Genomic DNA, 22,447 nt, shown 5'->3' on the forward strand with positions numbered 1-22,447 from the left:
GTGAAAGGCAACGCCCCATGAAGCGCTCCGGCATCCTCAACGCCGAACTGAGCGGCGCCCTGGCCACCCTCGGCCACACCGATCTGCTGCTCGTCGTGGACGCGGGCTTCCCCGTGCCCCGCGACGCCCACCGCATCGACCTCGCCCTCGCCGAGAACCTGCCCGATCTGCGGACGGTCCTCGCGCTGATCGCCGACGAGATCGTCGTCGAGGGCGTGGTCCGCGCCGAGGACGTCCCCAGCCACAACCCCCGGCTCGACGCATGGCTGCGCCACCGCTTCTCCGACGCCGAGTTCAGCACCCGCCCGCATGCCGACGTGCTCGGCGAACTGGCCCGCGAGGCCAAGGTCGTCGTCCGCACCGGCGCGTTCGAGCCCTGGGGAAACATCGGCCTGTACTGCGGTGTCGACGCGCCCCGCTGGTTCGGCGGGGAGGGCGTCGTCGTCCCCCCGCAGTACGCCGACAAGGTCTGAGCCACCGGCTCCCCGGCCCCACCCCCCCCACGCACCACCCCCACCCCACCAAGAGGAGATCACCCCGTGTCCGAAACCACCGCCACCGCGGTCGCCGCCGACCTCACCCCGGCCCGGCTGGCGCCCTACATCCAGCACACCAAGATCGATCCGGACGCCACGCGCGACGCCATGGCCGCCCATGCCCAGGAGGCCGTCACCCACGGCTTCAACGCGGCCATGGTGCCCGCCTCCTGGATCACCGTCGTCGCCGCCGAACTGCGCGGCACCGGGGTGGAGGTCGCCTCCGCCCTGGACTTCCCGACCGTCGGCGTGATGACCAGCGCCGGGAAGGCCGCCGAGGCCGCTGAGATCGCCCGCCTCGGCGCCACCCAGCTGGACATCGGCGTCCAGGTCGGCTGGCTCAAGAGCGGTCGCTACGACGACTTCCGCGAGGACATCGCCGGAGTGGTCCGCGCCTTCGGCGGGCCGGTCAAGGTGATGCTCGAACTGCCGCTGCTGACCGACGCCGAGAAGGACGCGGCCGTCGACCTCGCGATGGAGGCGGGCGTCGCCTTCCTCAAGAATGCGAGTAGCGGGCAGATCGAGACGGCGAACCCGGCCAGCGTTCGCTACCTTGTCGAGCGGGCGCGGGACGGTGTCCGGGTGAAGGCGTCCGGGGCCATCAAGACCTACCCGCAGGCCGTGGAACTGCTGCGCGCGGGCGCGTCCCTGCTCGGCACCAGCGCCGGACTGGCGATCATCACCGACACCGGTGACGCGTCGACCGTCAGCTACTGACCGGCCGTCGCCGCCGCGCCCCGGCCACCCGACTACCGTGGCCGGGGCGCGGCGGCACCCGCCCGCCGGGGCGACGACCTGGGGCGACCTGGGGCGATCCGGGGTGACCTGGGGTGAACCCGGGTGACCTGAGGTGAACCGGGGTGACCTGGGGTGACCTGGGGCGACGTAAGAAGACCTGAGCAGAGCCGAGAAGGAGACACGACGAACGTGACGGCCGACAATGGGGGACTTCCGGACATCAAGCGTGATGTCCCCACGGCGATCCACGCGCAGATCTCGGAACACATCCGGCTGCGCATCGCCAGTGGTGAGTGGCCGGCCCACTACCGCCTGAAGAGCGAACCGGAACTCGCCGAGGAGTTCGGTGTCAGCCGCGGCACCCTGCGCCGCGCCCTCACCACCCTCATCGAGGAGGGCCTGCTGCGCCAGGTCCGAGGTCGCGGCACCTTCGTCACCTCGACCACCATCGAACCCGCCATCGCCCAGAAGCTGAGCACCCTCTCCGAGGACTTCGCCAGCCAGGGCGTGGTGACCACCACCTCGGTCCGCGAGTGCTCGCTGATCGTGCCTCCGCAGCCGGTCGCCGCCCTGCTGGACGTCGCCCCCGGCATCCGCGTCCTGCGGCTGGTCCGGGTCCGCTCGACCGGCGAGGGCCCCGTCGCCCTGCTCTTCAACTTCGTCCGCACCGATCTCGCCCCCGGTATCGAGCAGACCGACTTCACCACCTCCAGCCTCTTCGGTGTCCTGGAGGGCACCTACGGACTGAAGATCGCCACCGCCCGCCGTACGTTCAGCGCGGAGGCCGCCACCCCCGAGGTCGCCGAGGCGCTGGCACTGACCGAGGCCGCGCCCGTCCAGTACCTCCAGCAGGTCACCTATCTCGCCGACGACCGGCCGGTGGAGTACTCGGACGTCTGGATCCACAGCGGCCGACTGCGGGTCACCTCGCTGCTGCTGCGCCGCTGAGCCCTCGCGCAGGGAGAGGCGGGAGGGGCGGGGCCCGGTGGTGGCCCCGCCCCGTGGAGCGCGGGGTCAGCTCCCGCCGAGCATCCCGTTCATCCGCTCGATCTCGGCGGACTGGGTGGTGATGACGGCATCGGCCATGTCCAGGGCGGGCCGGTAGGCACCGTCCTTCTTCTCGGTCTCGGCCATGGCCACCGCGCCCTCGTGGTGCTTGACCATCAGGGTCAGGAACGCGGTGTCGAACGCCGCCCCGGACGCGTTCTCCAGCTCGGTCATCTCGTCCTCGGTCATCATCCCGGACATGTCGTGCCCGCCATGACCGGAGCCCTCGGCGGGGACATCCTCGCCCCAGCCGGTGAGCCAGCCGGTCATCGTCCGGATCTCCGGGTCCTGCGCCGCCTTGATCTCCTCGGCGAGGGTCTTGACCTCCTCCGACCCGGCGCGGGTCGCGGCCAGATCGGCCATCTCCACCGCCTGCCGGTGGTGCGGGATCATGCCCTGCGCGAAGGCGATGTCGGCGGCGTTGTGCTCCCCCTGCGAGGCCGGGGCGGCTGCCGGGGCCGAGACCGAGGAGGTGGGGGAGGCACTGGACCCGTCGTGGCCGCCGTGCCCGGAGGACCCGGCGTCGCCGTCCCCGGAGCCGCAGGCCGCCAGAACGAGAGCGGCGCCGGTCCCGGCCGCCGCGAGGGCGGACCGGCGGAAGAACGTACGGTGTGCGGTCATGCTGCTGGAACTCCTTGTGCCGCGCGCCCGGGATCACGGGCGCGAAAGGGGATGAAGAGACGGTCCGGAGCACGGCGCCCGGCAGACAGGCCGGTGCCGCGCGGGTGTCTCTAGATCCGCAGGAGTTGCAGCTGCGCCAGATCGGGCGGCGCCCGGTCACCCCCGGTACCCGCCGCGACCCGCCCCGCGGGCAGGGGCGACACGGACGCCGGGCCGTCGGGGGCGGGCGCGAGCGCGGGAGTGGCGTACGAGGTGGAGACGCCGCTCGCGGCACAGGTCATGTCCGCGTGCCGCAGATGCCCTGAGCCGCCGTCACCTGCGGTCGCCTCGACACAGTGGACCGTGTGCGGGGCGCTCGGGATGGTGCCGGGCGCCGGGGTCATGGGGTCGCCGTGGGCGGCGGTCGGGGTGGTGGCCGGGGCGGCGGCTCGGGGCGGGGCCGTCGTGCCGTGCGCCGAGTGGGACGCGGGTGCTCCGGACGGGCCCAGCCCGTGCATCGCCAGCACCCCCGCCAGGACCGTGAACACCAGCAGCAGCACCGCGCGCCCCGAGGGGCGTCGGCCGGTGTGCTGCGCGGTGCTGGTCACCCGGCCATCGTAGAGGCCGCCATCGGCGGTGCCGGGCGCCGCCCCGCCGTCGGACACCCGTACGGCCTCGATCGTGCCCGGCGCGGTTGTGTGGTTAGACTGAGAGTCCAGAGGTTGGATTCTCAGTCCAAGGGGAGATGGGGCGGCAGAGATGGACGGACGGGAACGGGAAGCGCAGCGGGACGCGATCCTCGCCGCGCTCGCCCCGGTGGTCCAGGGCATCGCGGCGACCTTCGGCCCGGTGTGCGAGGTGGTGCTGCACGACTACCGGCGGCCGGAGCGGTCCGTGGTCGCCGTGGCCGGGTCGCTGACCGGGCGGGCCGTGGGCGGCGCGATGAGCGAGATCGGCCTGCGGGTCCTGTCCCGGGGCGACGCCGCCGAGGACGAGCTGAACTACCTCACCCGCACCGCCGCCGGGCATCTCGTCAAGTCCTCCACGATGGTGCTCCGCGACACGACCGGCGCGGTCTTCGGCGCCCTGTGCGTCAATGTCGACGCGGACGCGGTGGACCGGGCGCGGGCCCTGCTCGACGCCCTCGCCGGGCCGGTCGCCCTACGCCCCCCGGACCCGGTCACCACCTTCGGCGATGACATCGACGCGGTGGTCGACGCCCTGGTGGACGCCCATCAGGACACCGCCTGGGCCGCCCTCAACCGCCCCGGCCGCCTCGCCCTCTTCCGCCGCCTGGACGAACGCGGGGTCTTCGCCGTACGCCGCGCCGTCGAACAGGTCGCCGGGCGCCTCGGCATCTCCCGCGCCTCGGCGTACAGCTATCTGTCCCAGTCGCGGGACGGGGGGCCGGAGAGTGCGGCGGGCGCGGCCGATTCCGGGGGCGCGGCGGTGAACTGAACGCCCTCGGCACCATCCCCGCCACCTCGCAGCCCCCCCCCGCACCCGCCCCGGCACCCCAGGGAGAACGTCCGTGACCATGACCGCCACCACCCCGCCGCCCGTCACCCAGGACGACGTCCGTGACGCCGCCGCCCGTCTCGCCGGTGTCGCCCACCGCACCCCGGTCCTGCGCTCCCGCACCCTCGACGCCCTGGTCGGCGCCGAGGTGCTGCTCAAGTGCGAGAACTTCCAGCGGGTGGGCGCCTTCAAGTTCCGCGGCGCCTACAACACCGCCTCCCGCCTCACGCCCGCCGAACTGGCCCGGGGGATCGCCGCCTACTCCTCCGGCAACCATGCCCAGGCCGTCGCCCTCGCCGCCCGTGAACTCGGCTCCACCGCCGTCATCGTGATGCCCGAGGACGCCCCGCCCGCCAAGCGCGCGGCCACCGAGGGCTACGGCGCCGAGATCGTCACCTACGACCGCTACACCGAGGACCGGGTCGCCCTCGGCGAGGCCCTCGCCGCCGAACGCGGCCTCACCCTCATCCCGCCCTACGAACACCCCCATGTCATCGCCGGTCAGGGCACCGCCGCCCTGGAACTCCTGGAAGAGGCCGGAGAACTGGACGCGATCCTCACCCCCGTCGGCGGCGGCGGGCTGATCGCGGGCAGCTCGACCATCGCCAAGGCCCTGCACCCCCGTATCCGGATGATCGGCGTCGAACCGGAGTCCGGTGACGACACCCGGCGCTCACTGGCCGCCGGCCATCGGGTCACCATCCCCGTACCGCACACCATCGCCGACGGCCAGGCCCTGCACACCCCCGGTGAGCTGACCTTCTCCATCAACCGGCGGCTGGTGGACGAGATCGCCACGGTCGGCGAGGACGAGATCCGCGCGGCCATGCGGTTCGCCTTCGACCGGCTGAAGATCGTCGTGGAACCCAGCGGCGCGACTCCGCTGGCCGCGCTGCTCAGCGGGCGGACCGGCCCGCTCACCGGTCGGCGGATCGGGGTGATCATCTCCGGCGGCAATGTCGACACCCGGCGCTTCGCCGAACTGTGCGGCACGGCTTCCTGAGGCTCGTCCCGGCACGTTGGCCGTTCCCGGCCGCCGCCGGGGCCGTCCCGGCGCCTCGCGGTCGGTCCTGGCCGCCCCTCGGAGCTGTCCCGGCGCGCCTTGCGGCCGACCACCGGCGCCTCAGGGCCGTCCCGGCGCCCCGGGGGCCGTCGCCTTCCGATGGCGCCGGGCGTACCGGCGGGCGGAGGATGGAGAGCGAGGGGCCCGGCCCCGCCGACGCCGCTCGCGGCGGGTGAGCGGGAGACGGAGACCGGACCCGGTCGCAGCGCCCTGCGGCCGGAAAGGAGAAGCGTCATGTTCGAGACCAAGACGCTCGACAAGCCGGACGAGCGGCGGGACTTCCCCCGCGGCCACCTCGAAACGGTCCACCTCACCGGACTGGACTTCGCCATCGCCACCTTCGAGCCCGGCTGGCGCTGGTCGGAGTCCCTGGCCCAGCTCGCCGGGACCCCGACCTGCCAGATCCACCACAACGGCTATGTCGCCCAGGGCCGGATGCGGATCCACACCGACGACGGTGCCGAGGGCGAGGTCGGCCCCGGTGATGTCTTCGTGCTGTCCCCGGGCCATGACGCCTGGGTGGTCGGTGACGAACAGGTCGTGGTCTACGACTTCGCCGGGTCCATGGCCAATGAGTACGCCCGCGCGAAGGAAGGGCAGTCGTAGGAGGGAAGTGCGCCCGGGGCGACTGCGGGTGCGGGTCCGGTGAAGTGGGGCGGGGCCGGGGGTATGGCTGGTCTGCGCGCTCGCACCCCCGCCCATAGGCCCTCAGCATCACCCTCCCCCCCCGGTCACACCGTCACCACGATCTTCGCCCGCGCATGCTCCACCTCCAGATGACGGATCGCGTCCGCCGCCTCGCTCAGCGGATACGTCCGTTCCACGACCGGTGTGACCTTCCCGGAATCGGCCAGTTCCCGCAGGGCCGCGAGGTTCTCCTTGCGGGGCTTGGCCGGTAGCTCGCGCAGCCGGTCGCGGACGAACGCGTCCAGCAGCCGGCGCCGGAAGAACAGCAGCAGCGGGCCGAGCAGACTCCCGCCCTTGTAGAAACCGCCGCCCGAGAGGACCAGCGTGCCGCCGGGGGAGAGGACGCGCCGCAGATCGCCCAGGGAGCGGTTGCCCACCAGGTCCAGCACCACGTCGTAGCGGTGCCCGGCGCGGGTGAAGTCCTCCTGGGCGTAGTCGACGACCCGGTCGGCGCCCAGCGACCGGACCAGCTCCGCGTTCCGCGCGCTGCACACACCGGTGACCTCGGCGCCGTACGCCGTGGCGATCTGGACGGCGAAGGTGCCGACCCCGCCCGAGGCCCCGTTGATCAGCAGCGAGGTGCCCGAGCGCACCCCGGCCACGTCCCGCAGGCCGACCAGCGCGGTGTTCGCGGCCAGCGGCATCGCGGCGGCCTGCTCGAAGGTGAGCCGTGCCGGTTTGCGGTCCACGGCGCCGTCCGCCACGCACACGAACTCCGCGAACGCGCCGTCCGCCTCGCCGTACACCTCGTCGCCCGGCGCGAGATCCATGACCCCGGCGCCGACCGTCTCCACCACCCCGGCGAAGTCCCGGCCGCGGATCGCCGCCCGGGGTCTGCCGAGGCCGAACGCCAGCCGGGCGATCTTGGGATCACCGCGCAGATAATGCCAGTCGTAGGCGTTGACCGAGGCCGCGCGCACCCGGACCAGCACCTCGCCCGGCGTGGGCGCGGGCCGGGGGACCTCGCGCAGCTCCAGCGTGTCCCAGCCGCCGTACCGGTCCTGCACCACTGCCTTCATCGAGACCCCCCTCGACCATCGGGCCACCGCCAGGGGACCCGTCTCCACCCCTGCCCATGAGCGTAGGGACGCCGCCCCCGCCGGGCATCAGGGCCGAACCCTGAATCACCCCCGGATACGCCTCAGGGCGGTCTCGGGGCACCAAGGGCACCCTCATCCGCCATCGGAGGCTCGGAGGCAGGGGGGCGACCGCCGTAGCGACCGCCCCCCTGCCCCCGGGGTCCCCCCGGGCCCCACCGGCGTGAGCGCAACCCCCGTACGCCCTCACGCCGCCAGGTCCACCGCCCGGACCGCCGGGGTCCGCAGCACCCGGCGGGCGGTCAGCAGGGACGTCCCCGCGGTCACCGCCGCCGCGGCCGCGGCCACCGCCGCCCAGGTGCCCGGGAACTGCCCCGGCAGCACCCCGTCCGCGCGGACCACGGTGAACGGCACCACCCCGGCCAGTGCCGCCGCCGTACCGAAGAACAGGCCGGTCACCGTCAGCACCAGCGCCTCCGTGCCGACCATGGCCAGCACCTGGCCCGGGGTCGCCCCGGCCAGCCGCTGCCGCCCGAACTCGCCCTCGCGGTAGGTCGTCGCCGCGTACAGCGAGTTGACCAGCATCACGCAGACGAACACCGCGATGATGCCGACGACGGTGAGGTTCAGGGTCTCCAGGTTCTTCGCGTCGACCGACTTCACCAGCCCCGACGTCGCCACCTCGGCGCTCTCCACGGCCTGCATGGTGAGCGTCGCCGCGGACACCGCCGTGAACAGGATCAGGGACGTGAGGATCCCGGCGAGTTGGTCCGCGCGCCGCCGCAGGTTCCGTACCGCCAGCCAGCCGCTCGCCCCCGGTGGCTCCAGCCGGTCCAGGACCCCGTGCAGCAGCCGCGGCACCAGCAGCGCACAGCCCACCGAGAGCAGGATCGCCCCATAGGCGGCCGGTGCCATCAGCGCCGCGTCCGTCGCGTCCAGCGCGAAGGTGGTGGCCGCCGACAGCCCGCCCAGGACCAGCGCCCCGTACGCCAGGACCGTACGGGCCCGGCCGCGCGCCCTGGTGCGGCGGGTCGCCCGGCGGACCGCGAGGAACGCGGCGCCCGCCGACGCCAGCAGCGTGATGCCCAGGCCGGAGAAGAGGGCGATCGGCCCGAAGGAGGGGTCGACGGACCCGGCGACCTGCCCGCTGTCCCGGAACACCGCCAGCAGCGCCCGGCCGCCCAGCATCCCCGGCCCGATCGCGAGCACCGCCCCCACCAGGGCGACGGCCACCGCCTCACCGACCACCATCCGCTTCAGCTGCCCCAGGGTCGCCCCCGAGCAGCGCAGCAGCTCCAGTTCGGCCGACCGCTGGCGGACATTGACGGTCAGGGTGGAGGCGACGGCGAAGAACACCAGCAGCGAGCCGTAGCCGCCGACCACGCTCGCCGCCGTCGTCAACGTCTCGGAGCTGACCGTGTCGACGCCGGGACGACCGGCCGTGTCGTGCAGCGAGTTGAACGTCATGATGACCGTGGCGCCCAGGAACGCGGACAGCAGCGTCGCGAGGAACCGTCCGGGCCGGTGCCGGATCGACCGCAGGGCCAGTACCAGCATCGCTCACACCCCCGCTCGGACGGTGCTGCCGTGCACGTCGTCGCCCAGGTGCGCGAGGCGCTCGGCGACCCGGTCGGGCGTCGGCGCGTCCATCGACCCCGCCAGCCGCCCGTCCGCGAGGAACAGCACCGAGTCCGCGTACGAGGCGGCCACCGGGTCGTGGGTCACCATCACCACCGTGCGCCCGTGCAGCCGTACCGCGTCCCGGAGCAGGCCCAGCACCTCGCGGGCGCTGCGGGTGTCCAGGGCGCCCGTCGGCTCGTCCGCGAAGATCACCCGGGGTTCGGTCACCAGCGCGCGGGCGATGGCCACCCGCTGGCGCTGACCGCCCGACAACTGGTCCGGGCGGTGCCCTAGCCGGTCGCCGAGGCCCACCGACTCCAGCACCTCACGCGCCCGCCGCCGGTCCACCCGCCGCCCGGCCAGCTTCAGCGGCAGCACCGTGTTCTGCGCGACGGTCAGTGTGTCGAGCAGGTTGTACTGCTGGAAGACGAAGCCGATCCGGCCCCGCCGGAACCGGGTCAGCTCCGCCTCACCCCCCTCCGACATCACCGTGCCGTCCACCGTGACGACCCCGCTGTCCGGCCGGTCCAGCCCGGCCGCGCACTGGAGCAGCGTCGACTTGCCCGACCCCGACGGCCCCATCACTGCGGTGAACGTGGCCCGCGCCAGCCCCAGCGTCACCTCGTCCAGCGCCCGCACCGCGCCGTCGCCCCCGCCATAGGTCTTCGACACCTTCACCAGCCGCAGCGCCTCGACGGCGGGCTCCTCGTCGTGCGCCCGCCGCGCCCCCTTGCGAAACATCGCCATCACCCTCCGTACGGCACCCCCTGTGCCTCACCGATGACGCTACGGACCCCGGCGCCGCCGCACACGGGGCTCAGAACCCGTATCGCGGGGTGTACCCAGCGACACCCCCGCGCCCCGTACACCGGCCCACCCCGAACGGGTGACCCCAGCGCGCCGCACCGCGTCCCCGCCGCTGCAATGGACCCATGGCCGCGCCCCCGGACGACTGTCTCGCGCGCAACGACTGGATCTGCGGCGCGTATCTGAGCACCCGCAGTCAGATCCTCGTGGACGCGGTGCTCCAGCATCTCCAGCTGACGTTCGTGGCCGTACTGATCGGGCTCGTCCTCGCGCTGCCCCTCGCCGTGCTGGCCCGGCGCTGGGGCTGGGCGGCGCCCCCTGTCCTCGGGGTGACGACGATCCTCTACACCATCCCCTCCCTCGCCATGTTCTCCCTGCTGCTGCCCCTGTACGGGCTCTCCCCGGCCCTGGTGATCGCCGGACTGGTGCTGTACTCGCTCACCCTGCTCGTCCGCAACATCCTCGCCGGGCTGCGGGCCGTCCCCGAGGAGACCCGGCAGGCCGCCCGCGGCATGGGCTACGGCCCGGTCCGCCAGCTCCTCACCGTCGAACTGCCGCTCGCCCTGCCCGCCGCGATGGCGGGGCTGCGGATCGCCACCGTCTCCGCGGTCTCCCTGGTCACCGTCGGCGCGATCGTCGGCTACGGCGGGCTCGGCAATCTCATCTACGCCGGGATGAACACCTTCTTCAAGGCGCAGGTCCTCACCGCGTCCGTGCTCTGCGTGATCATCGCGGTCCTCGCCGATCTGCTGCTGCTCGGTGCGCAGCGGCTGCTCACCCCCTGGACCAGAACGGCCCGCGCCGGCACGGCCCGGAACATAGCCCGGGGCACAGCTCGGGACACGGCCCGGAGGTGAGCCGCCGATGAACACCCTCACCGACGCATGGGACTGGCTCACCGACCCCGCCCACTGGTCCGGCGCCGACGGCATCGGACAGCGGCTGCTCCAGCACCTCGTGCTCACCGTTGTCTGCCTCGCCGTCAGCTGTCTGATCGCGCTGCCGGTCGCCCTGGTCCTCGGCCATCTTGGCAAGGGCGGCGCGCTCGCCGTCAACCTCTCCAACATCGGCCGCGCGGTGCCCACCTTCGCCGTGCTGGTCCTGCTGCTGCTCACCCCGGTCGGCGCCTGGGGCGAGGGCCCCACCGTCGTCGCCCTGGTCCTGTTCGCCGTACCGCCGCTGCTCACCAACGCCTATGTCGGGATGCGCGAGGTCGACCGGGCCACCGTGCAGGCGGCGCGCGGAATGGGCATGACCGGGCGACAGGTGATGTTTCACGTGGAACTGCCCCTCGCCTCACCGATGATCCTCACCGGGGTCCGGATCGCCGCCGTCCAACTCGTCGCCACCGCCACGATCGCCGCCCTGGCGGGCGGGGGCGGGCTGGGCCGGATCATCACCGCCGGTTTCAATCTGGCCAGCACCCCGATGGTGGTGGCCGGGGCGTTTCTGGTCGCGGTCTTCGCCCTGCTGGTCGAGGGCGTCTTCGAGATCGCCGAACGCATGGCCCCGACCTGGGCGAGGGGAACCCGATGAGAGCCCACACGATCTGTACGCTCCGCACAATCCGTACGATCCGTACGGTCCTGGCGGGCGCGGTCCTGCTCGCGCTCACCGCCGCCTGCTCCACCGGCCCCTCCCTGGAGACCCGGGGTGAGGTCACCGCGTCCCCCGGCGACAGCCGCGAACTGACGGTCGGCTCGGCCGGGTTCACCGAGAGCGATCTGCTCGCCCAGCTCTACGCGCTGCTCCTGGGCCGCGCCGGATACCGGACGTCCTTCCTGACCGTCGCCAACCGGGAGCTGTACGAACCGGCCCTGGAGTCCGGCCAGATCGATGTCGTCCCCGAGTACGCCGCCACCTTCGCGGACTGGCTCAACGCCAAGACCAACGGCCCCGACGCACCCCCGGTCGGCTCCCCCGACCTCGCCGCCACCATGAAGGCAATGCGCGCCCTGGCCACCCCGCGCGGCCTCACCGTCCTCGACCCCGGCCGGGCCGTCGACCAGAACGCCTTCGCCGTCGCCGCCTCCTACGCCCGCGAGCACCGGCTCAAGACCCTCAGCGACCTCGGCGCCTCCGGCCTGCCGGTCCGCCTCGCGGCCGGTGACGAGTGCGTCCAGCGCCCGTACTGCGAACCCGGGCTGAAGAAGGTCTACGGCATCGACATCACCGCCGTCGACCCCAAGGGCGTCGGCACCACCCAGGCGAAACGGGCGGTGCAGAGCGGGCAGGACCAGATGGTGCTGACCACCACCACCGACGCCACCCTCGACCAGTTCGGCCTGGTACTGCTCGCCGACGACAAGCATCTCCAGAACGCCGACTATGTGGTCCCGGTCGTCAACCGCGCCCGCGCGGGCGGCCCCGGCGTCACCGGGGCGCTCGGCCGGCTCAACGAGGTCCTCACCACGGCCGACCTGGCATCGATGAACGAACAAGTGGACAGCTGGCGCCGCCTCCCGGAGGACGTGGCCCGCACGTACCTGACGGACAAGGGCCTGTTGGACTGAGGGTGCGTGTGGGGCGGTTGCCTGTTGGGGTGCTGGCTGGGGCGGTTGCTTGTCGGGGCGCTGGTTGGGCTGGTTGCCTGCCGGACCGTCCGCTGGGCTGGGCTGGTTGCCTGCCGGACCGACCTCCGGGCCGGTTGCCTGCCGGACGGGTTGCCTGCCGGACCGTCCGCCGGGCCGGTTGTCTTCCGAACCGCCCGCTGGGCCGATTGCCTTCCGGACCACTCGCCGGGCCCAGTTACCCGCCGGATCGACCGCCCGGCCGGGGTTCGCCGGACTGCCCGCCCGGCCGGTTGCCTGCCGGGACTGCCCGCCGGGCCGGTTGCCTGCCAGGCCGTCCGCTGGGCTGGTCGCCTGCCAGGGCCGCCCGCCGGGCCGGGTTGCCTGCCGGATCGCCCGCTGGGCCGATTGCCCGCTGGATTGACCGCCAGACCGGGGTCCGCCGGATCGCCCGCCCGGCCGATCGCCTGCCAGGCCGTCCGCCGGGCCAGTTGCCTTCCGGCTGGCTTCCCGACCGCCCGCCGGACCGGCTGCCTTCCGGATCGACCGCCCGGCCGGGGTCCGCCGGACCGTCCGCCCGGCCGATCGCCTTCCGGACCGCCCGCCCGGCCCGTTCCCTGCTGGGCCACCCGCCGGACCGATCGCCCGACCAGGGTTCGCCGGACCGCTCGCCCGGCCGAGGTGGACCGGACCGCTCGCCCGGCCGGGGTTCGCCGGACCGACCTCCCAGCCAGGGATCACCGGACCGGCCACCCCCGGGAAGCCCGCCCCGCCCGGGAAGCCGCCCCGCCCGGAAACCCCACCCCGCCCGGAGGGCCTACGCGTCTGACACCGAGTCGAAGTCCACGTCGCCGCGCTCCACGCCCTGCGCGTCCGCGTCCACCGAGCGGCGCAGTGCCTCGTGCAGCTTGGCCGGGGTCAGGACGCCGAGGAACCGGGAGCCGTCCAGTACCGCCACCCAACCGGCGTCGTGCTGCAGCATCACCCCGAACGCCTGCTTGAGCGGGGCGCCGACCGGGACCCAGGCGTTCATCCGGTGGGCGAGCGCCCCCACGTCCCCGGTGGTCTCCAACTCCTCCAGGCCCACCCAGCCGTGCAGATCGCCGTCCGCGTCCAGCACCACCGCCCAGCGCGCCCGGTCCGCCCGCAGCCGGGCCGCCGCCCGCGCCGCCGGTTCGTCCATCCGCACCACGGGCGGCTGTTCCAGGTCCCCGGGCTCGATCTCGGTCACCGACAGCCGCTTCAGCCCCCGGTCCGCGCCCACGAACCCGGCGACATACGGCGACGCGGGCGTGCCCAGCACCGCGCCCGGGGTGTCGTACTGCTCGATCCGGCCCTGGCCGTACACCGCGATGCGGTCGCCGAGCCGGACCGCCTCCTCGATGTCATGGGTGACCAGCAGCACCGTCTTGCGGACGGTGGCCTGCATCCGCAGGAACTCGTCCTGGAGCTGTTCGCGCACCACCGGGTCGACCGCCCCGAACGGCTCGTCCATCAGCAGCACCGGCGGATCGGCCGCCAGCGCCCGCGCCACCCCGACCCGCTGGCGCTGACCGCCCGACAGCTGATGCGGATAACGCGGCCCGTACGTCGCCGGGTCGAGGCCGACGAGGTCCAGCAGCTCCGCCGCCCGCTCCCGCGCCCTCGCCCGCTTCCAGCCGATCAGCGCGGGCACGGTGGCGGTGTTGTCGAGGACCGTGCGGTGCGGGAAGAGACCGACCTGCTGGATGACGTACCCGATGCGGCGGCGCAGCCGGACCGGGTCGACGGCCATGATGTCCTCGCCGTTCACCAGGATGCGGCCCGAGGTCGGCTCGATCAGCCGGTTGACCATCATCATCGTGGTGGTCTTGCCGCAGCCCGACGGGCCGACCAGGGTGACCAGCTCGCCCTCGGCCACCTCGAAGCTCAGCCGGTCCACGGCTGTCGTCCCGTCCGGGTACCGTTTGGTGACCTCCTCGAACCGGATCATCCCCTCACGCTAGCCGCGCCGCCCCCGGCCCGCTCATCGGCGTGATCCGGTCACCAGCACCACCTCCAGAACACGCGGGCCGTGCACGCCCTCCACCCGGTCCAGTTCGATGTCACTGGTGGCCGACGGGCCCGAGATCCAGGTCAGGGGGCGGGCCGGGTCGAGGCGTTCGAGGGCCTGCGGGACCGACGACACCACCTGCTCCGGGATCCGGACGACACAGACATGGTGATCGGGGATCAGGGTGATCCGCCGCCGCCCCTGGTCCGGGCCCCCGTCCAGCACGAGCGTGCCGGTCTCGGCGACCGCCACCGCGCAGCCCGTCACCACACTGTCCACCCGATCCAGTTCGTCCGGGGTGTCGGCGGCCCGGTCGGGGACCAGGGTGGTGTCCGACGCGCTCAGCCACAGCGGCGGCAGCCCCGGCGGGACCAGCACCGTGCCCGCCCCGCGCCCGGCCAGCAGCCGCGCCAGCGTCTGCGGCAGTTCCTCGTCCGTCGAGCGGTGCACGATCGCCCGGTAGTCCGCCAGATTCTCGGCGAGCAGTTCCACCGTCTCCGCGGCGGTCCGCCGCCCGTGCTCGCGGAGATAGGCCCGCTCGATCGCCGCCCCGTCCGGCACCTCGTCGCGCGGGACATCCGCCAGTGCCCGCCGCACCCGCCCCAGGATCCGTTCCCGGCCGCCGCTCACTCCGCCCCGCCTTTCGCGTCGTTCGTCCCGCCGTCCGTCCCGCGATCCGTCCCGCCGTTGGTGCGCAGCCACCAGTCCCGGAAGGGCTCCGCCGGTACCTCGGGGAGATCGCGGGTGCCGCTCCACGCCTTTCCCGGGCCGGGCAGGGAGCGGGGGTGGAAGCGCCGGGTGCGGGAGGCCAGTCGCTGGCCGGTGCGCAGCGCGCCGGGCCGCATCAGCGCCCAGCGGGCCGCGCGCATCGCCGCCCGCTCGGCCGCGTGCCCCTTGGCGGGCTTCAGCACCACCCTGTTGCCCTCCCGGACCGCCTCCCCGCCCTGCACGACCCGCTCCCGCAGATGCACCAGCACCTCCGGGATGTCGATGGCGACCGGGCACACCTCGTAGCAGGCCCCGCACAGCGACGACGCGTACGGCAGCGAGGCGTCGATCGCACTGCCCGTACCGCGCAGCTGCGGGCTGAGGATCGCCCCGATCGGGCCGGGATAGACCGAGCCGTAGGCATGCCCGCCCGCCCGCTCGTACACCGGGCACACATTCAGACAGGCCGAGCAGCGGATACAGCGCAGCGCCTGCCGGCCGACCTCGTCGGCGAGGGTGTCGGTCCGCCCGTTGTCCAGCAGCACCAGATGGAACACCGACGGCCCGTCCCCGTCCGTCGTCCCCGTCCAGGTACTGGTGTACGGGTTCATCCGCTCGGCCGTCGAGGAGCGCGGCAGCGTCTGGAGGAACACCTCCAGGTCCCGCCAGCTGGGCACCAGTTTCTCGATGCCGACGACCGAGATCAGCGTCTCGGGCAGCGTCAGGCACATCCGTCCGTTGCCCTCGGACTCGACGACCACCATGGTGCCGGTGTCGGCGACCATGAAGTTGGCGCCGGAGACGCCGACCCGGGCGCGCAGGAACTTCTCCCGCAGATGCAGCCGGGCCGCCTCGGCGAGCGCGGCGGGTGTGTCGGTGAGGCCCTCGGGGGCCGGGCGGCCCCAGGCGCCCATCTCCCGGCGGAAGATGTCCCGGATCTCACCCCGGTTGCGGTGGATCGCCGGGACCAGGATGTGGGAGGGGCGGTCGTCGCCGAGCTGCACGATCAGCTCCGCGAGATCGGTCTCGTAGGCCCGGATGCCGGCCGCCTGAAGGGCCTCGTTCAGTCCGATCTCCTGGGTGGCCATCGACTTGACCTTCACCACCTCCGACTCGCCGGTCGCCCGGACCAGCCGGGTGACGATCCGGTTGGCCTCGTCGGCGTCGGCGGCCCAGTGGACCGTGCCCCCGGCGGCCGTGACCGACTCCTCCAGCCGCAGGAGATAGGTGTCGAGATGACGCAGGGTGTGGTCCTTGATCCGGCGCCCGGCGTCCCGCAGCTCGGCCCAGTCGGACACCTCGGCCACCGCTCTGGCGCGCTTGGCGCGGATGGTGTGGGTGGCGTGCCGCAGATTGCTCCGCAGGGTGGTGTCCCGCACGGCCTCGCGCGCGGCCTCGGGGAAGGCCGGCATGCCGACGAACGTGCCGCTCATGGGGTGGGGTCCTCCTCCGTGCTCGCCAGGATCTCCGCGATGTGGACGGGTCTGAGGTCCGCGCCCAGCCGGGTCATCGTGCCGCCCAGGTGCAGCAGACAGGAGTTGTCCGCCGCGCAGAGCACCTCGGCGCCGGTCGACTCGGCGTGGCGGACCTTGTCCGCGCCCATCGCCGCCGACACCTCCGCGTTCTTCAGCGCGAACGTCCCGCCGAAGCCGCAGCACTCCTCGGCGCCCGGCAGCTCCACCAGCTCCAGCCCCCTCACCGACCGCAGCAGCCGGGCCGGGCGGTCCCCGAGCCCCAGCGAGCGCAGCCCGTGACAGGTCGGGTGATAGGTCACCCGGTGCGGGTAGTACGCGCCGACCTCCGTCACCCCCAGCACATCCACCAGGAACTCGGTCAGCTCATAGGTCTTCGGCACGACCGGCTCCAGCAGTGCCGCCAGCCCGCCGCCCCGGCCCTCCGCGCGGGCCCGCTCGCCCAGCCTCGGATACAGCTCCCGGACCATCGCCCCGCACGACCCGGACGGCGTCACGATCGCCTCGTACTCGCCGAAGACATCGGAGAAATGCCGGGCGAGCGGCTCGGCCTCATGGCGGTAGCCGGTGTTGTAGTGGGCCTGGCCGCAGCAGGTCTGCGCCAGCGGGAAATCCACCTCGACACCCAGCCTGGTCAGCAGTTTCACCACCGCGCGGCCGGTGTCCGGATAGAGCGTGTCATTGACGCAGGTCAGGAACAGGGCGACACGCATCGAGGCTCCTTGTCGTCCATGGGTCGGCCATGAGTCGTGGTTCATCGGAGGTGTTCCGGGGCAACGGTACGCGGGATCGGCGTCTTCGGGGACCTGCCGGGGAGCGCCTGCGAGCGGCGGGCACCGTACGGGATTCGGTGCGGACGGCCTCCCCGGGGGCCGGAGGCCGAGGCGGGTATCGCACCGGACCCGGTGCGGATGGCACCCGGGATCGAGGCGGGCACCGCACCCGTCGCGGCGCGGGCGGCTCCCCGGGGCCGAGGTGGGCATTGCATCGGACCCTGCGCGGACAGCCCCTGGGGTCGAGGCGGGCACCGCACCCGTCGCGGCGCGGACGGCCCCCTGTACCGAGCCGCGCACCGCACCCGACCCAGCACGCCCGACACCCGGCGCCGAGCCGGGCACCGCACCCGACCCAGCACGCCCGACACCCGGCGCCGAGCCAGGCACCGCACCTCACCCGGCACGCCCGCCCCCGGCCCGCCCGGCCCCCGCCCCGCCCAGCGCTGACCGTCCGTTCAGCATGTTCAGTCGATCCCCGCCGGTCCGGACCGGCGCCCGGTGTGCTGAACTGGGACGCGGTCACCGTCCTCGTCCGCACCGGGAGCCCCGTTGAGCGTCAGCTACCGCCAGCCAGGCGTCGTCCTCACCGACCACCGCTTCACCGTCCCCCTCGACCACGACGCCCCGGACGGCGAGACCGTCGAGGTCTATGCCCGGGAGGCCGTCGCCGCGGACAAGGCGGGCCGGGACCTGCCGTGGCTGGTCTTCCTCCAGGGCGGCCCCGGCTTCGGGGCGAACCGTTTCGTCGGACGGCAGGCATGGCTGGAACGGGCCCTGAAGGAGTTCCGCGTCCTGCTGCTGGACCAGCGCGGCACCGGCCGCTCCAGCCCCGCCAACCGCCAGACCCTCCCGCTGCGCGGCGGCCCCGCCGCCCAGGCCGACTACCTCACCCACTTCCGCGCCGACGCGATCGTCCGGGACTGCGAGCTGATCCGCCGCGAGCTGACCGGCGGCAAGCCCTGGACCGTCCTCGGCCAGAGCTTCGGCGGCTTCTGCGCGGTCCGCTATCTCTCCACCGCGCCCGAGGGCCTGAGCACCGCGCTCATCACCGGCGGACTGCCCTCCCTCGACGCCCACGCCGACGACGTCTACCGCGCGGCCTATCCGCGCATCGAGCGCAAGGTCGCCGCCCACTACGCGCGTTACCCCCAGGACATCGAACGCGCCCGCCGGATCGCCGACCATCTGCTCGCCCACGAGGTGGTCCTCCCGGGCGGCTACCGGCTCACCGTCGAGGCGTTCCAGTCCCTCGGCATCCTCCTCGGCGGCGGCGACGGCAGCCACCGCCTCCACTACCTCCTCGAAGACGCCTTCGTCCGCACCCCGGGGGGCAGCGTCCTGTCCGACGCCTTCCAGGAGGACGTCCAGGCCCTCCTCTCCTACGCGGGCCACCCGCTCTACGCGCTGGTCCACGAGGCCATCTACGGCCAGGACACCCGGCCCACCGACTGGTCGGCGGAGCGGATCCGCGCCGAGTTCCCGCAGTTCGACGCCGCGAAGACCCTCGCGGGGGACGGGCCGCTGCTGTTCACCGGCGAGTCCGTGCACCCCTGGATGTTCGACTGCGACCCCGCGCTGCGCCCGCTGCGCGAGACCGCCGCCCTGCTCGCCGCCCGCACCGACTGGCGCCCCCTCTACGACCCCGAGCGCCTCGCCGTCAACGAGGTCCCGGTCGCCGCGGCCGTCTACCACGACGACATGTACGTCGACACCGCCCACTCCCTGACCACCGCCCGCGCCATCCGCGGCCTGCGGACCTGGGTGACGGACGAGTTCGAACACGACGGCGTCCGGGCGGGCGGCCCGAGGGTGCTGGACCGGCTGCTGGCACTGGCACGCGACGAGGTCTGACGGTCGGGCGCGGGCGGCAGCCCCCGGCACCTTCCCCGTCCTGCCGGTGTGGTGGCTGACGGCCCTGAGCGGGCGGCAGCCCCCCGCGCCTGCGTGCGATGTCCGCGGGCTAGTCTTCCGGCATGAGCGACGAGCCGACGACCACTCAGCTGGAGCCCATGCCCGAGGACTGGCGGCGCGCCCTCGCCGTGGTCGCCCACCCGGACGACCTGGAGTACGGGTGCGCGGCGGCCATCGCCCGCTGGACGGACGGCGGGCGGGAGGTCGCGTACGTGCTCGCGACCCGGGGCGAGGCCGGGATCGACACCCTGGAGCCGGCCGTGGCCGCCCCGCTGCGGGAGCGCGAGCAGCGGGCCAGCGCCGCCGAGGTCGGGGTGTCGACGGTGGAGTTCCTGGACCACCGTGACGGCGTCATCGAGTACGGCATCGCGCTGCGCCGGGACATCGCCGCCGCGATCCGCCGCCACCGCCCCGAACTGGTCATCACCCTCAACCACCGGGACACCTGGGGCGGGGTCCACTGGAACACCCCCGACCATGTGGCGGTCGGCCGGGCCACCCTGGACGCGGCGGGTGACGCCGGGAACCGCTGGATCTTCCCGGAACTCGCCGAGCAGGGCCTCGAACCCTGGGACGGGGTGCGCTGGGTCGCCGTCGCCGGATCGGTGTCCCCCACCCACGCCGTGGACGCCACCGACGGCATGGAGCGGGCCATCCGCTCCCTGCTCGCCCACCGTGCCTATATCGAGGCCCTGACCGACACCGAGCCGGAGACCTACGCCCGCGACCTGCTCACCGGCTTCGCGGCGGACGCGGGCGCCCGCTTCGGGGGCCGCCCGGCGGTGGCGTTCGAACTGTTCACACGGTGACCGGCGGCGGGGCGGGGTGCGCGACCCGCTGGTCCTCGCCCGTCCCCGCCGCGCCCCGCCCCCTCGGCCCAGGCCAGGTCATCAGGCCGAGCCCAGGTCATCGGGCTGAGCCCAGGTCATCAGACTGAGCCCAGGTCATCAGACTGAGCCCAGGCCATTGGGCCGAGCCCAGGTCATTAGGCTGAACCGTATGCGAGATCCCTCCGCCGGCCTGGCGGTTCTGCGCGGTGACTGTGCGAACTGCTTCGGGCTGTGCTGTGCCGCCCTGCCCTTCACCCGCTCCCATGACTTCGCGGTCGACAAGCCCGCCGGGACACCCTGCCGCCACCTCGCCGAGGACCACCGCTGCGGGATCCACACCCGGCTGCGCGAGAGCGGCTTCCGCGGCTGCACGGTCTACGACTGCTTCGGCGCGGGCCAGCAGGTCTCGCAGGTCGTCTTCGGCGGCCTGGACTGGCGCACCGGACCGCCCGAGCGGGCCCGCCGGATGTTCGAGGTGTTCCCCGTCGTCCGCCAGCTCCATGAACTGCTCCGGTATCTCACCGAGGCGCTCACCCTGCCCGCCGCCCGCCCCGTCCACCCCGAGGTGCGCCGGGCCCTGGAGCGGACCGAGCGGCTCACCGACGGCAGCCCCGGCGAACTCGCCGCGCTCGATGTGGCCGCGCACCGGCAGGAGGTGGGCGCCCTGCTGCTGCGCGTGAGTGAACTGGTCCGCGCGGGCACCGGGGGCCCGGACCGGCGCGGCGCCGATCTGGTCGGGGCCCGCCTGACCGGCGCCGGGTGGCGCGGCGCGCACCTGCGCGGGGCGCTGCTCATCGCCGCCGACCTCACCGGCGCGGATCTGCGCGGCGCCGACTTCATCGGGGCCGACCTGCGCGACACCGACCTCGCGGACGCCGATCTCACCGACGCCTTCTTCCTCACCCAGCCCCAGGTCAACGCGGCCCGCGGCAATGAGCGGACCCGGCTGCCGGGGTCAGTGACCCGGCCCGCGCACTGGACAGCCGCCGGGGTCTGAGGGGAGCGGGTCCGGCGCGGCAGGACCGTCCGCCGGGCGGGCGGCGGCCGTCCGGCGGGTCGGCGCCAGCCGCAGCCCCCGCGGCATCAGCGTCAGCCGTTCCGTCACCCGCAGCCGGTAGTCGGGGTCGGCCGCCAGGTCGTAGCGGCGCAGCAGCAGCCCCAGGACGAGGGTCGCCTCGTGCAGCGCGAACTGGCGGCCGATACAGGCCCGTGCGCCCGTGCCGAACGGCTTGAAGGTGTGCGGTGCCCGCGCCCGGACCGCCGCGGCCTCGAAGCGGTCGGGGTCGAAGCGTTCGGTGTCCGGGCCCCAGGCGCGCGGGTCGCGGTGCAGCAAGGGGGTCAGGACGAGGGTCCAGGCGCCGCGCAGCATGGGGTGCTCCCCGCCGAGCACGGTGTCCTCGGTGGCCTCGCGGGCGAACGCCGGGGCGGTCGGCCACAGCCGCAGTGTCTCGTCCAGCACCCGGCGCACGTATCGGAGTCTGGCGACCTGGTCGTAGCCCGGGGTGGCGGTGGGTCCCCAGATCCGCTCGACCTCGGCCCGTGCGCGGGCGGCCACCTCGGGGTGGCGGGAGAGATGGTGCAGGGCGAAGGAGAGGGCGCCGGAGGTCGTCTCATGCCCGGCGACGAGGAAGGTGAGGACCTGGCGCCGGACGTTCTCGGCGGACAGCCGCTCACCGGTCTGAGGGTGGGCCGTCGCCAGCATCCGGTCCAGCAGATCGCCCTGCCCGCCGGTGGTGCGGCGGGCGCGGACCAGGTCGTCGACCGTGCGGTCGAGGTGGGCGAGGTCGGCGGCGTTGCGGCGGTTCGACCGGCGCAGCAGCAGCCCGGAGAGCGGGGCGGGCACGGTGTTGAGGCGCTGGGCGTGGCCGAGGGCGCCGACCATCGCGGTGACGAAGGGGTGGGGGCGGGCCCGCTCGAAGGAACCGAAGTCATGGCCGAACCCGGTGCGGGCGATGGTCTCCAGGGTCAGCCTGGTCATGTCCCCGGGGACGTCCACGGTCCGTCCGGCCGCCGCCGCCCGGTCCCAGTGGTCGGTGAGCCGGGCCGCCACATCCAGCATCATCGGGTGGTACCCGGCCATCGCCTCCCGGCTGAACCCGGGCGCCAGCACATCGTGCGCCAGCCGCCAGTTGGGTTCGTGGTTGTACGCGGTGAAGAGCCCGTCCCCGGCGAGCGGGCGGAGATTGGCGATGCCGAGCCCCACATGCTTGGCGAACCGGGACTCGTCCGACAGCTCGGCCACCAGATCGGCGCCCCAGACGAAGACGAACTCCTTGCCGAACGCCCGGCGCCGGAAGATCGGCCCGAGCCGGCGGCCGTGGCGCAGCGAGTCCTGGAGCGGACTGCTCGGCCGGGACCCGATCACATCGCCGACCAGCGGTACCCGGTACGGCGGGCGCGGGATGCGCTCCAGCTCCGGCCAGCCCCGCTCGGCACTGCGGAACCCCCTCGGCAGCGGGCCCTTCCCGGGCGTCTTCCCCTCGGTCGCGGACTCCGTGGTCTCCGCCATGCGCGGCCTCCCTCGGCTCGGTGGCGGCTGCTGTTGTTGGACGTGC

The 22,447-nt window shown here is 73.8% G+C and carries 22 protein-coding genes; 12 read left to right on the plus strand and 10 right to left on the minus strand.

Annotated elements, in window-relative coordinates; translation table 11 throughout:
• Window positions 1-17: 17 nt before the first annotated feature.
• From rbsD to ABZX40_RS14410, 3 genes are all read left to right on the plus strand, one after another.
• Complete coding sequence (gene rbsD, locus ABZX40_RS14400) at window positions 18-473, plus strand: D-ribose pyranase (RefSeq protein ID WP_355750549.1); 456 nt, start codon at window positions 18-20, stop codon at window positions 471-473.
• 66 nt (window positions 474-539) lie between these two features.
• Window positions 540-1,253, plus strand: coding sequence for a deoxyribose-phosphate aldolase (gene deoC / locus ABZX40_RS14405; RefSeq protein WP_355750551.1), 714 nt, complete (start codon window positions 540-542; stop codon window positions 1,251-1,253).
• A 210-nt stretch (window positions 1,254-1,463) separates the two neighbouring features.
• Window positions 1,464-2,222: a GntR family transcriptional regulator gene (locus ABZX40_RS14410; RefSeq protein WP_355737877.1), complete on the plus strand. Its 759-nt coding sequence runs from the start codon at window positions 1,464-1,466 to the stop codon at window positions 2,220-2,222.
• Window positions 2,223-2,288: 66 nt separating this feature from the next.
• On the opposite strand, the gene ABZX40_RS14415 is transcribed toward ABZX40_RS14410, so the two are convergent.
• On the minus strand, window positions 2,289-2,942 hold the full coding sequence (locus tag ABZX40_RS14415) for a DUF305 domain-containing protein (RefSeq protein WP_355737879.1): 654 nt from the start codon (window positions 2,940-2,942) through the stop codon (window positions 2,289-2,291).
• Window positions 2,943-3,052: 110 nt separating this feature from the next.
• On the minus strand, window positions 3,053-3,529 hold the full coding sequence (locus ABZX40_RS14420; RefSeq protein ID WP_355737882.1) for a DUF6153 family protein: 477 nt from the start codon (window positions 3,527-3,529) through the stop codon (window positions 3,053-3,055).
• 151 nt (window positions 3,530-3,680) lie between these two features.
• On the opposite strand from ABZX40_RS14420, the gene ABZX40_RS14425 reads away from it, so the two are divergent.
• The 3 genes from ABZX40_RS14425 to ABZX40_RS14435 all read left to right on the plus strand — a co-directional run bounded on the left by ABZX40_RS14425 (window position 3,681) and on the right by ABZX40_RS14435 (window position 6,108).
• Complete coding sequence (locus tag ABZX40_RS14425) at window positions 3,681-4,379, plus strand: PAS domain-containing protein (protein ID WP_355737885.1); 699 nt, start codon at window positions 3,681-3,683, stop codon at window positions 4,377-4,379.
• A gap of 79 nt (window positions 4,380-4,458) precedes the next feature.
• On the plus strand, window positions 4,459-5,442 hold the full coding sequence (locus ABZX40_RS14430) for a pyridoxal-phosphate dependent enzyme (RefSeq protein WP_355738354.1): 984 nt from the start codon (window positions 4,459-4,461) through the stop codon (window positions 5,440-5,442).
• A 294-nt stretch (window positions 5,443-5,736) separates the two neighbouring features.
• A complete protein-coding gene (locus ABZX40_RS14435; protein ID WP_355737888.1) occupies window positions 5,737-6,108 on the plus strand; it encodes a cupin domain-containing protein in 372 nt (123 codons plus the stop codon).
• Between the two features lie 125 nt (window positions 6,109-6,233).
• Here ABZX40_RS14435 and ABZX40_RS14440 read toward each other — a convergent pair whose 3' ends face one another.
• From ABZX40_RS14440 to ABZX40_RS14450, 3 genes are all read right to left on the minus strand, one after another.
• On the minus strand, window positions 6,234-7,208 hold the full coding sequence (locus ABZX40_RS14440) for an NAD(P)-dependent alcohol dehydrogenase (protein WP_355737891.1): 975 nt from the start codon (window positions 7,206-7,208) through the stop codon (window positions 6,234-6,236).
• Window positions 7,209-7,472: 264 nt separating this feature from the next.
• On the minus strand, window positions 7,473-8,783 hold the full coding sequence (locus ABZX40_RS14445) for an FtsX-like permease family protein (RefSeq protein ID WP_355737894.1): 1,311 nt from the start codon (window positions 8,781-8,783) through the stop codon (window positions 7,473-7,475).
• Between the two features lie 3 nt (window positions 8,784-8,786).
• A complete protein-coding gene (locus ABZX40_RS14450) occupies window positions 8,787-9,587 on the minus strand; it encodes an ABC transporter ATP-binding protein (RefSeq protein ID WP_355737897.1) in 801 nt (266 codons plus the stop codon).
• A gap of 191 nt (window positions 9,588-9,778) precedes the next feature.
• Between ABZX40_RS14450 and ABZX40_RS14455 the strand changes: the two genes are divergently transcribed.
• From ABZX40_RS14455 to ABZX40_RS14465, 3 genes are read left to right on the plus strand one after another with little or no spacing between them, the layout of a single operon-like run.
• A complete protein-coding gene (locus tag ABZX40_RS14455; RefSeq protein ID WP_355737900.1) occupies window positions 9,779-10,510 on the plus strand; it encodes an ABC transporter permease in 732 nt (243 codons plus the stop codon).
• Window positions 10,511-10,517: 7 nt separating this feature from the next.
• Window positions 10,518-11,189 (plus strand): ABC transporter permease, encoded by a 672-nt coding sequence (locus ABZX40_RS14460; protein ID WP_355737903.1) that lies wholly within the window; start codon window positions 10,518-10,520, stop codon window positions 11,187-11,189.
• Window positions 11,186-12,166, plus strand: coding sequence for an ABC transporter substrate-binding protein (locus ABZX40_RS14465; protein ID WP_355737905.1), 981 nt, complete (start codon window positions 11,186-11,188; stop codon window positions 12,164-12,166). Before ABZX40_RS14460 ends, ABZX40_RS14465 begins: the two co-directional genes overlap by 4 nt.
• Window positions 12,167-12,980: 814 nt before the next feature.
• On the opposite strand, the gene ABZX40_RS14470 is transcribed toward ABZX40_RS14465, so the two are convergent.
• From ABZX40_RS14470 to ABZX40_RS14485, 4 genes are read right to left on the minus strand one after another with little or no spacing between them, the layout of a single operon-like run.
• The gene (locus tag ABZX40_RS14470; protein WP_355737908.1) at window positions 12,981-14,135 is read right to left on the minus strand and encodes a betaine/proline/choline family ABC transporter ATP-binding protein; all 1,155 of its coding nucleotides are present in this window, start codon (window positions 14,133-14,135) and stop codon (window positions 12,981-12,983) included.
• Window positions 14,136-14,168: 33 nt separating this feature from the next.
• Window positions 14,169-14,825, minus strand: coding sequence for a lactate utilization protein C (locus ABZX40_RS14475; RefSeq protein ID WP_355737911.1), 657 nt, complete (start codon window positions 14,823-14,825; stop codon window positions 14,169-14,171).
• Complete coding sequence (locus ABZX40_RS14480) at window positions 14,822-16,336, minus strand: lactate utilization protein B (RefSeq protein ID WP_355737914.1); 1,515 nt, start codon at window positions 16,334-16,336, stop codon at window positions 14,822-14,824. The genes ABZX40_RS14475 and ABZX40_RS14480 overlap by 4 nt, the downstream gene beginning before the upstream one ends.
• Window positions 16,333-17,088, minus strand: a complete 756-nt coding sequence (locus tag ABZX40_RS14485; protein ID WP_355737917.1) for a (Fe-S)-binding protein — start codon at window positions 17,086-17,088, stop codon at window positions 16,333-16,335. The genes ABZX40_RS14480 and ABZX40_RS14485 overlap by 4 nt, the downstream gene beginning before the upstream one ends.
• Window positions 17,089-17,700: 612 nt before the next feature.
• Between ABZX40_RS14485 and ABZX40_RS14490 the strand changes: the two genes are divergently transcribed.
• The 3 genes from ABZX40_RS14490 to ABZX40_RS14500 all read left to right on the plus strand — a co-directional run bounded on the left by ABZX40_RS14490 (window position 17,701) and on the right by ABZX40_RS14500 (window position 20,889).
• Window positions 17,701-19,002, plus strand: coding sequence for an alpha/beta fold hydrolase (locus tag ABZX40_RS14490; RefSeq protein WP_355737920.1), 1,302 nt, complete (start codon window positions 17,701-17,703; stop codon window positions 19,000-19,002).
• Window positions 19,003-19,124: 122 nt separating this feature from the next.
• Complete coding sequence (locus ABZX40_RS14495) at window positions 19,125-19,871, plus strand: PIG-L deacetylase family protein (protein ID WP_355737923.1); 747 nt, start codon at window positions 19,125-19,127, stop codon at window positions 19,869-19,871.
• 190 nt (window positions 19,872-20,061) lie between these two features.
• Window positions 20,062-20,889, plus strand: coding sequence for a pentapeptide repeat-containing protein (locus ABZX40_RS14500; protein WP_355737925.1), 828 nt, complete (start codon window positions 20,062-20,064; stop codon window positions 20,887-20,889).
• On the opposite strand, the gene ABZX40_RS14505 is transcribed toward ABZX40_RS14500, so the two are convergent.
• On the minus strand, window positions 20,848-22,401 hold the full coding sequence (locus ABZX40_RS14505; protein WP_355737928.1) for a cytochrome P450: 1,554 nt from the start codon (window positions 22,399-22,401) through the stop codon (window positions 20,848-20,850). The two genes, ABZX40_RS14500 and ABZX40_RS14505, sit on opposite strands and share 42 nt — an antisense overlap.
• Window positions 22,402-22,447: the final 46 nt, after the last annotated feature.

This window comes from Streptomyces sp. NPDC004610, from assembly GCF_040609715.1.
In the GTDB taxonomy this organism is placed as follows: domain Bacteria; phylum Actinomycetota; class Actinomycetes; order Streptomycetales; family Streptomycetaceae; genus Streptomyces.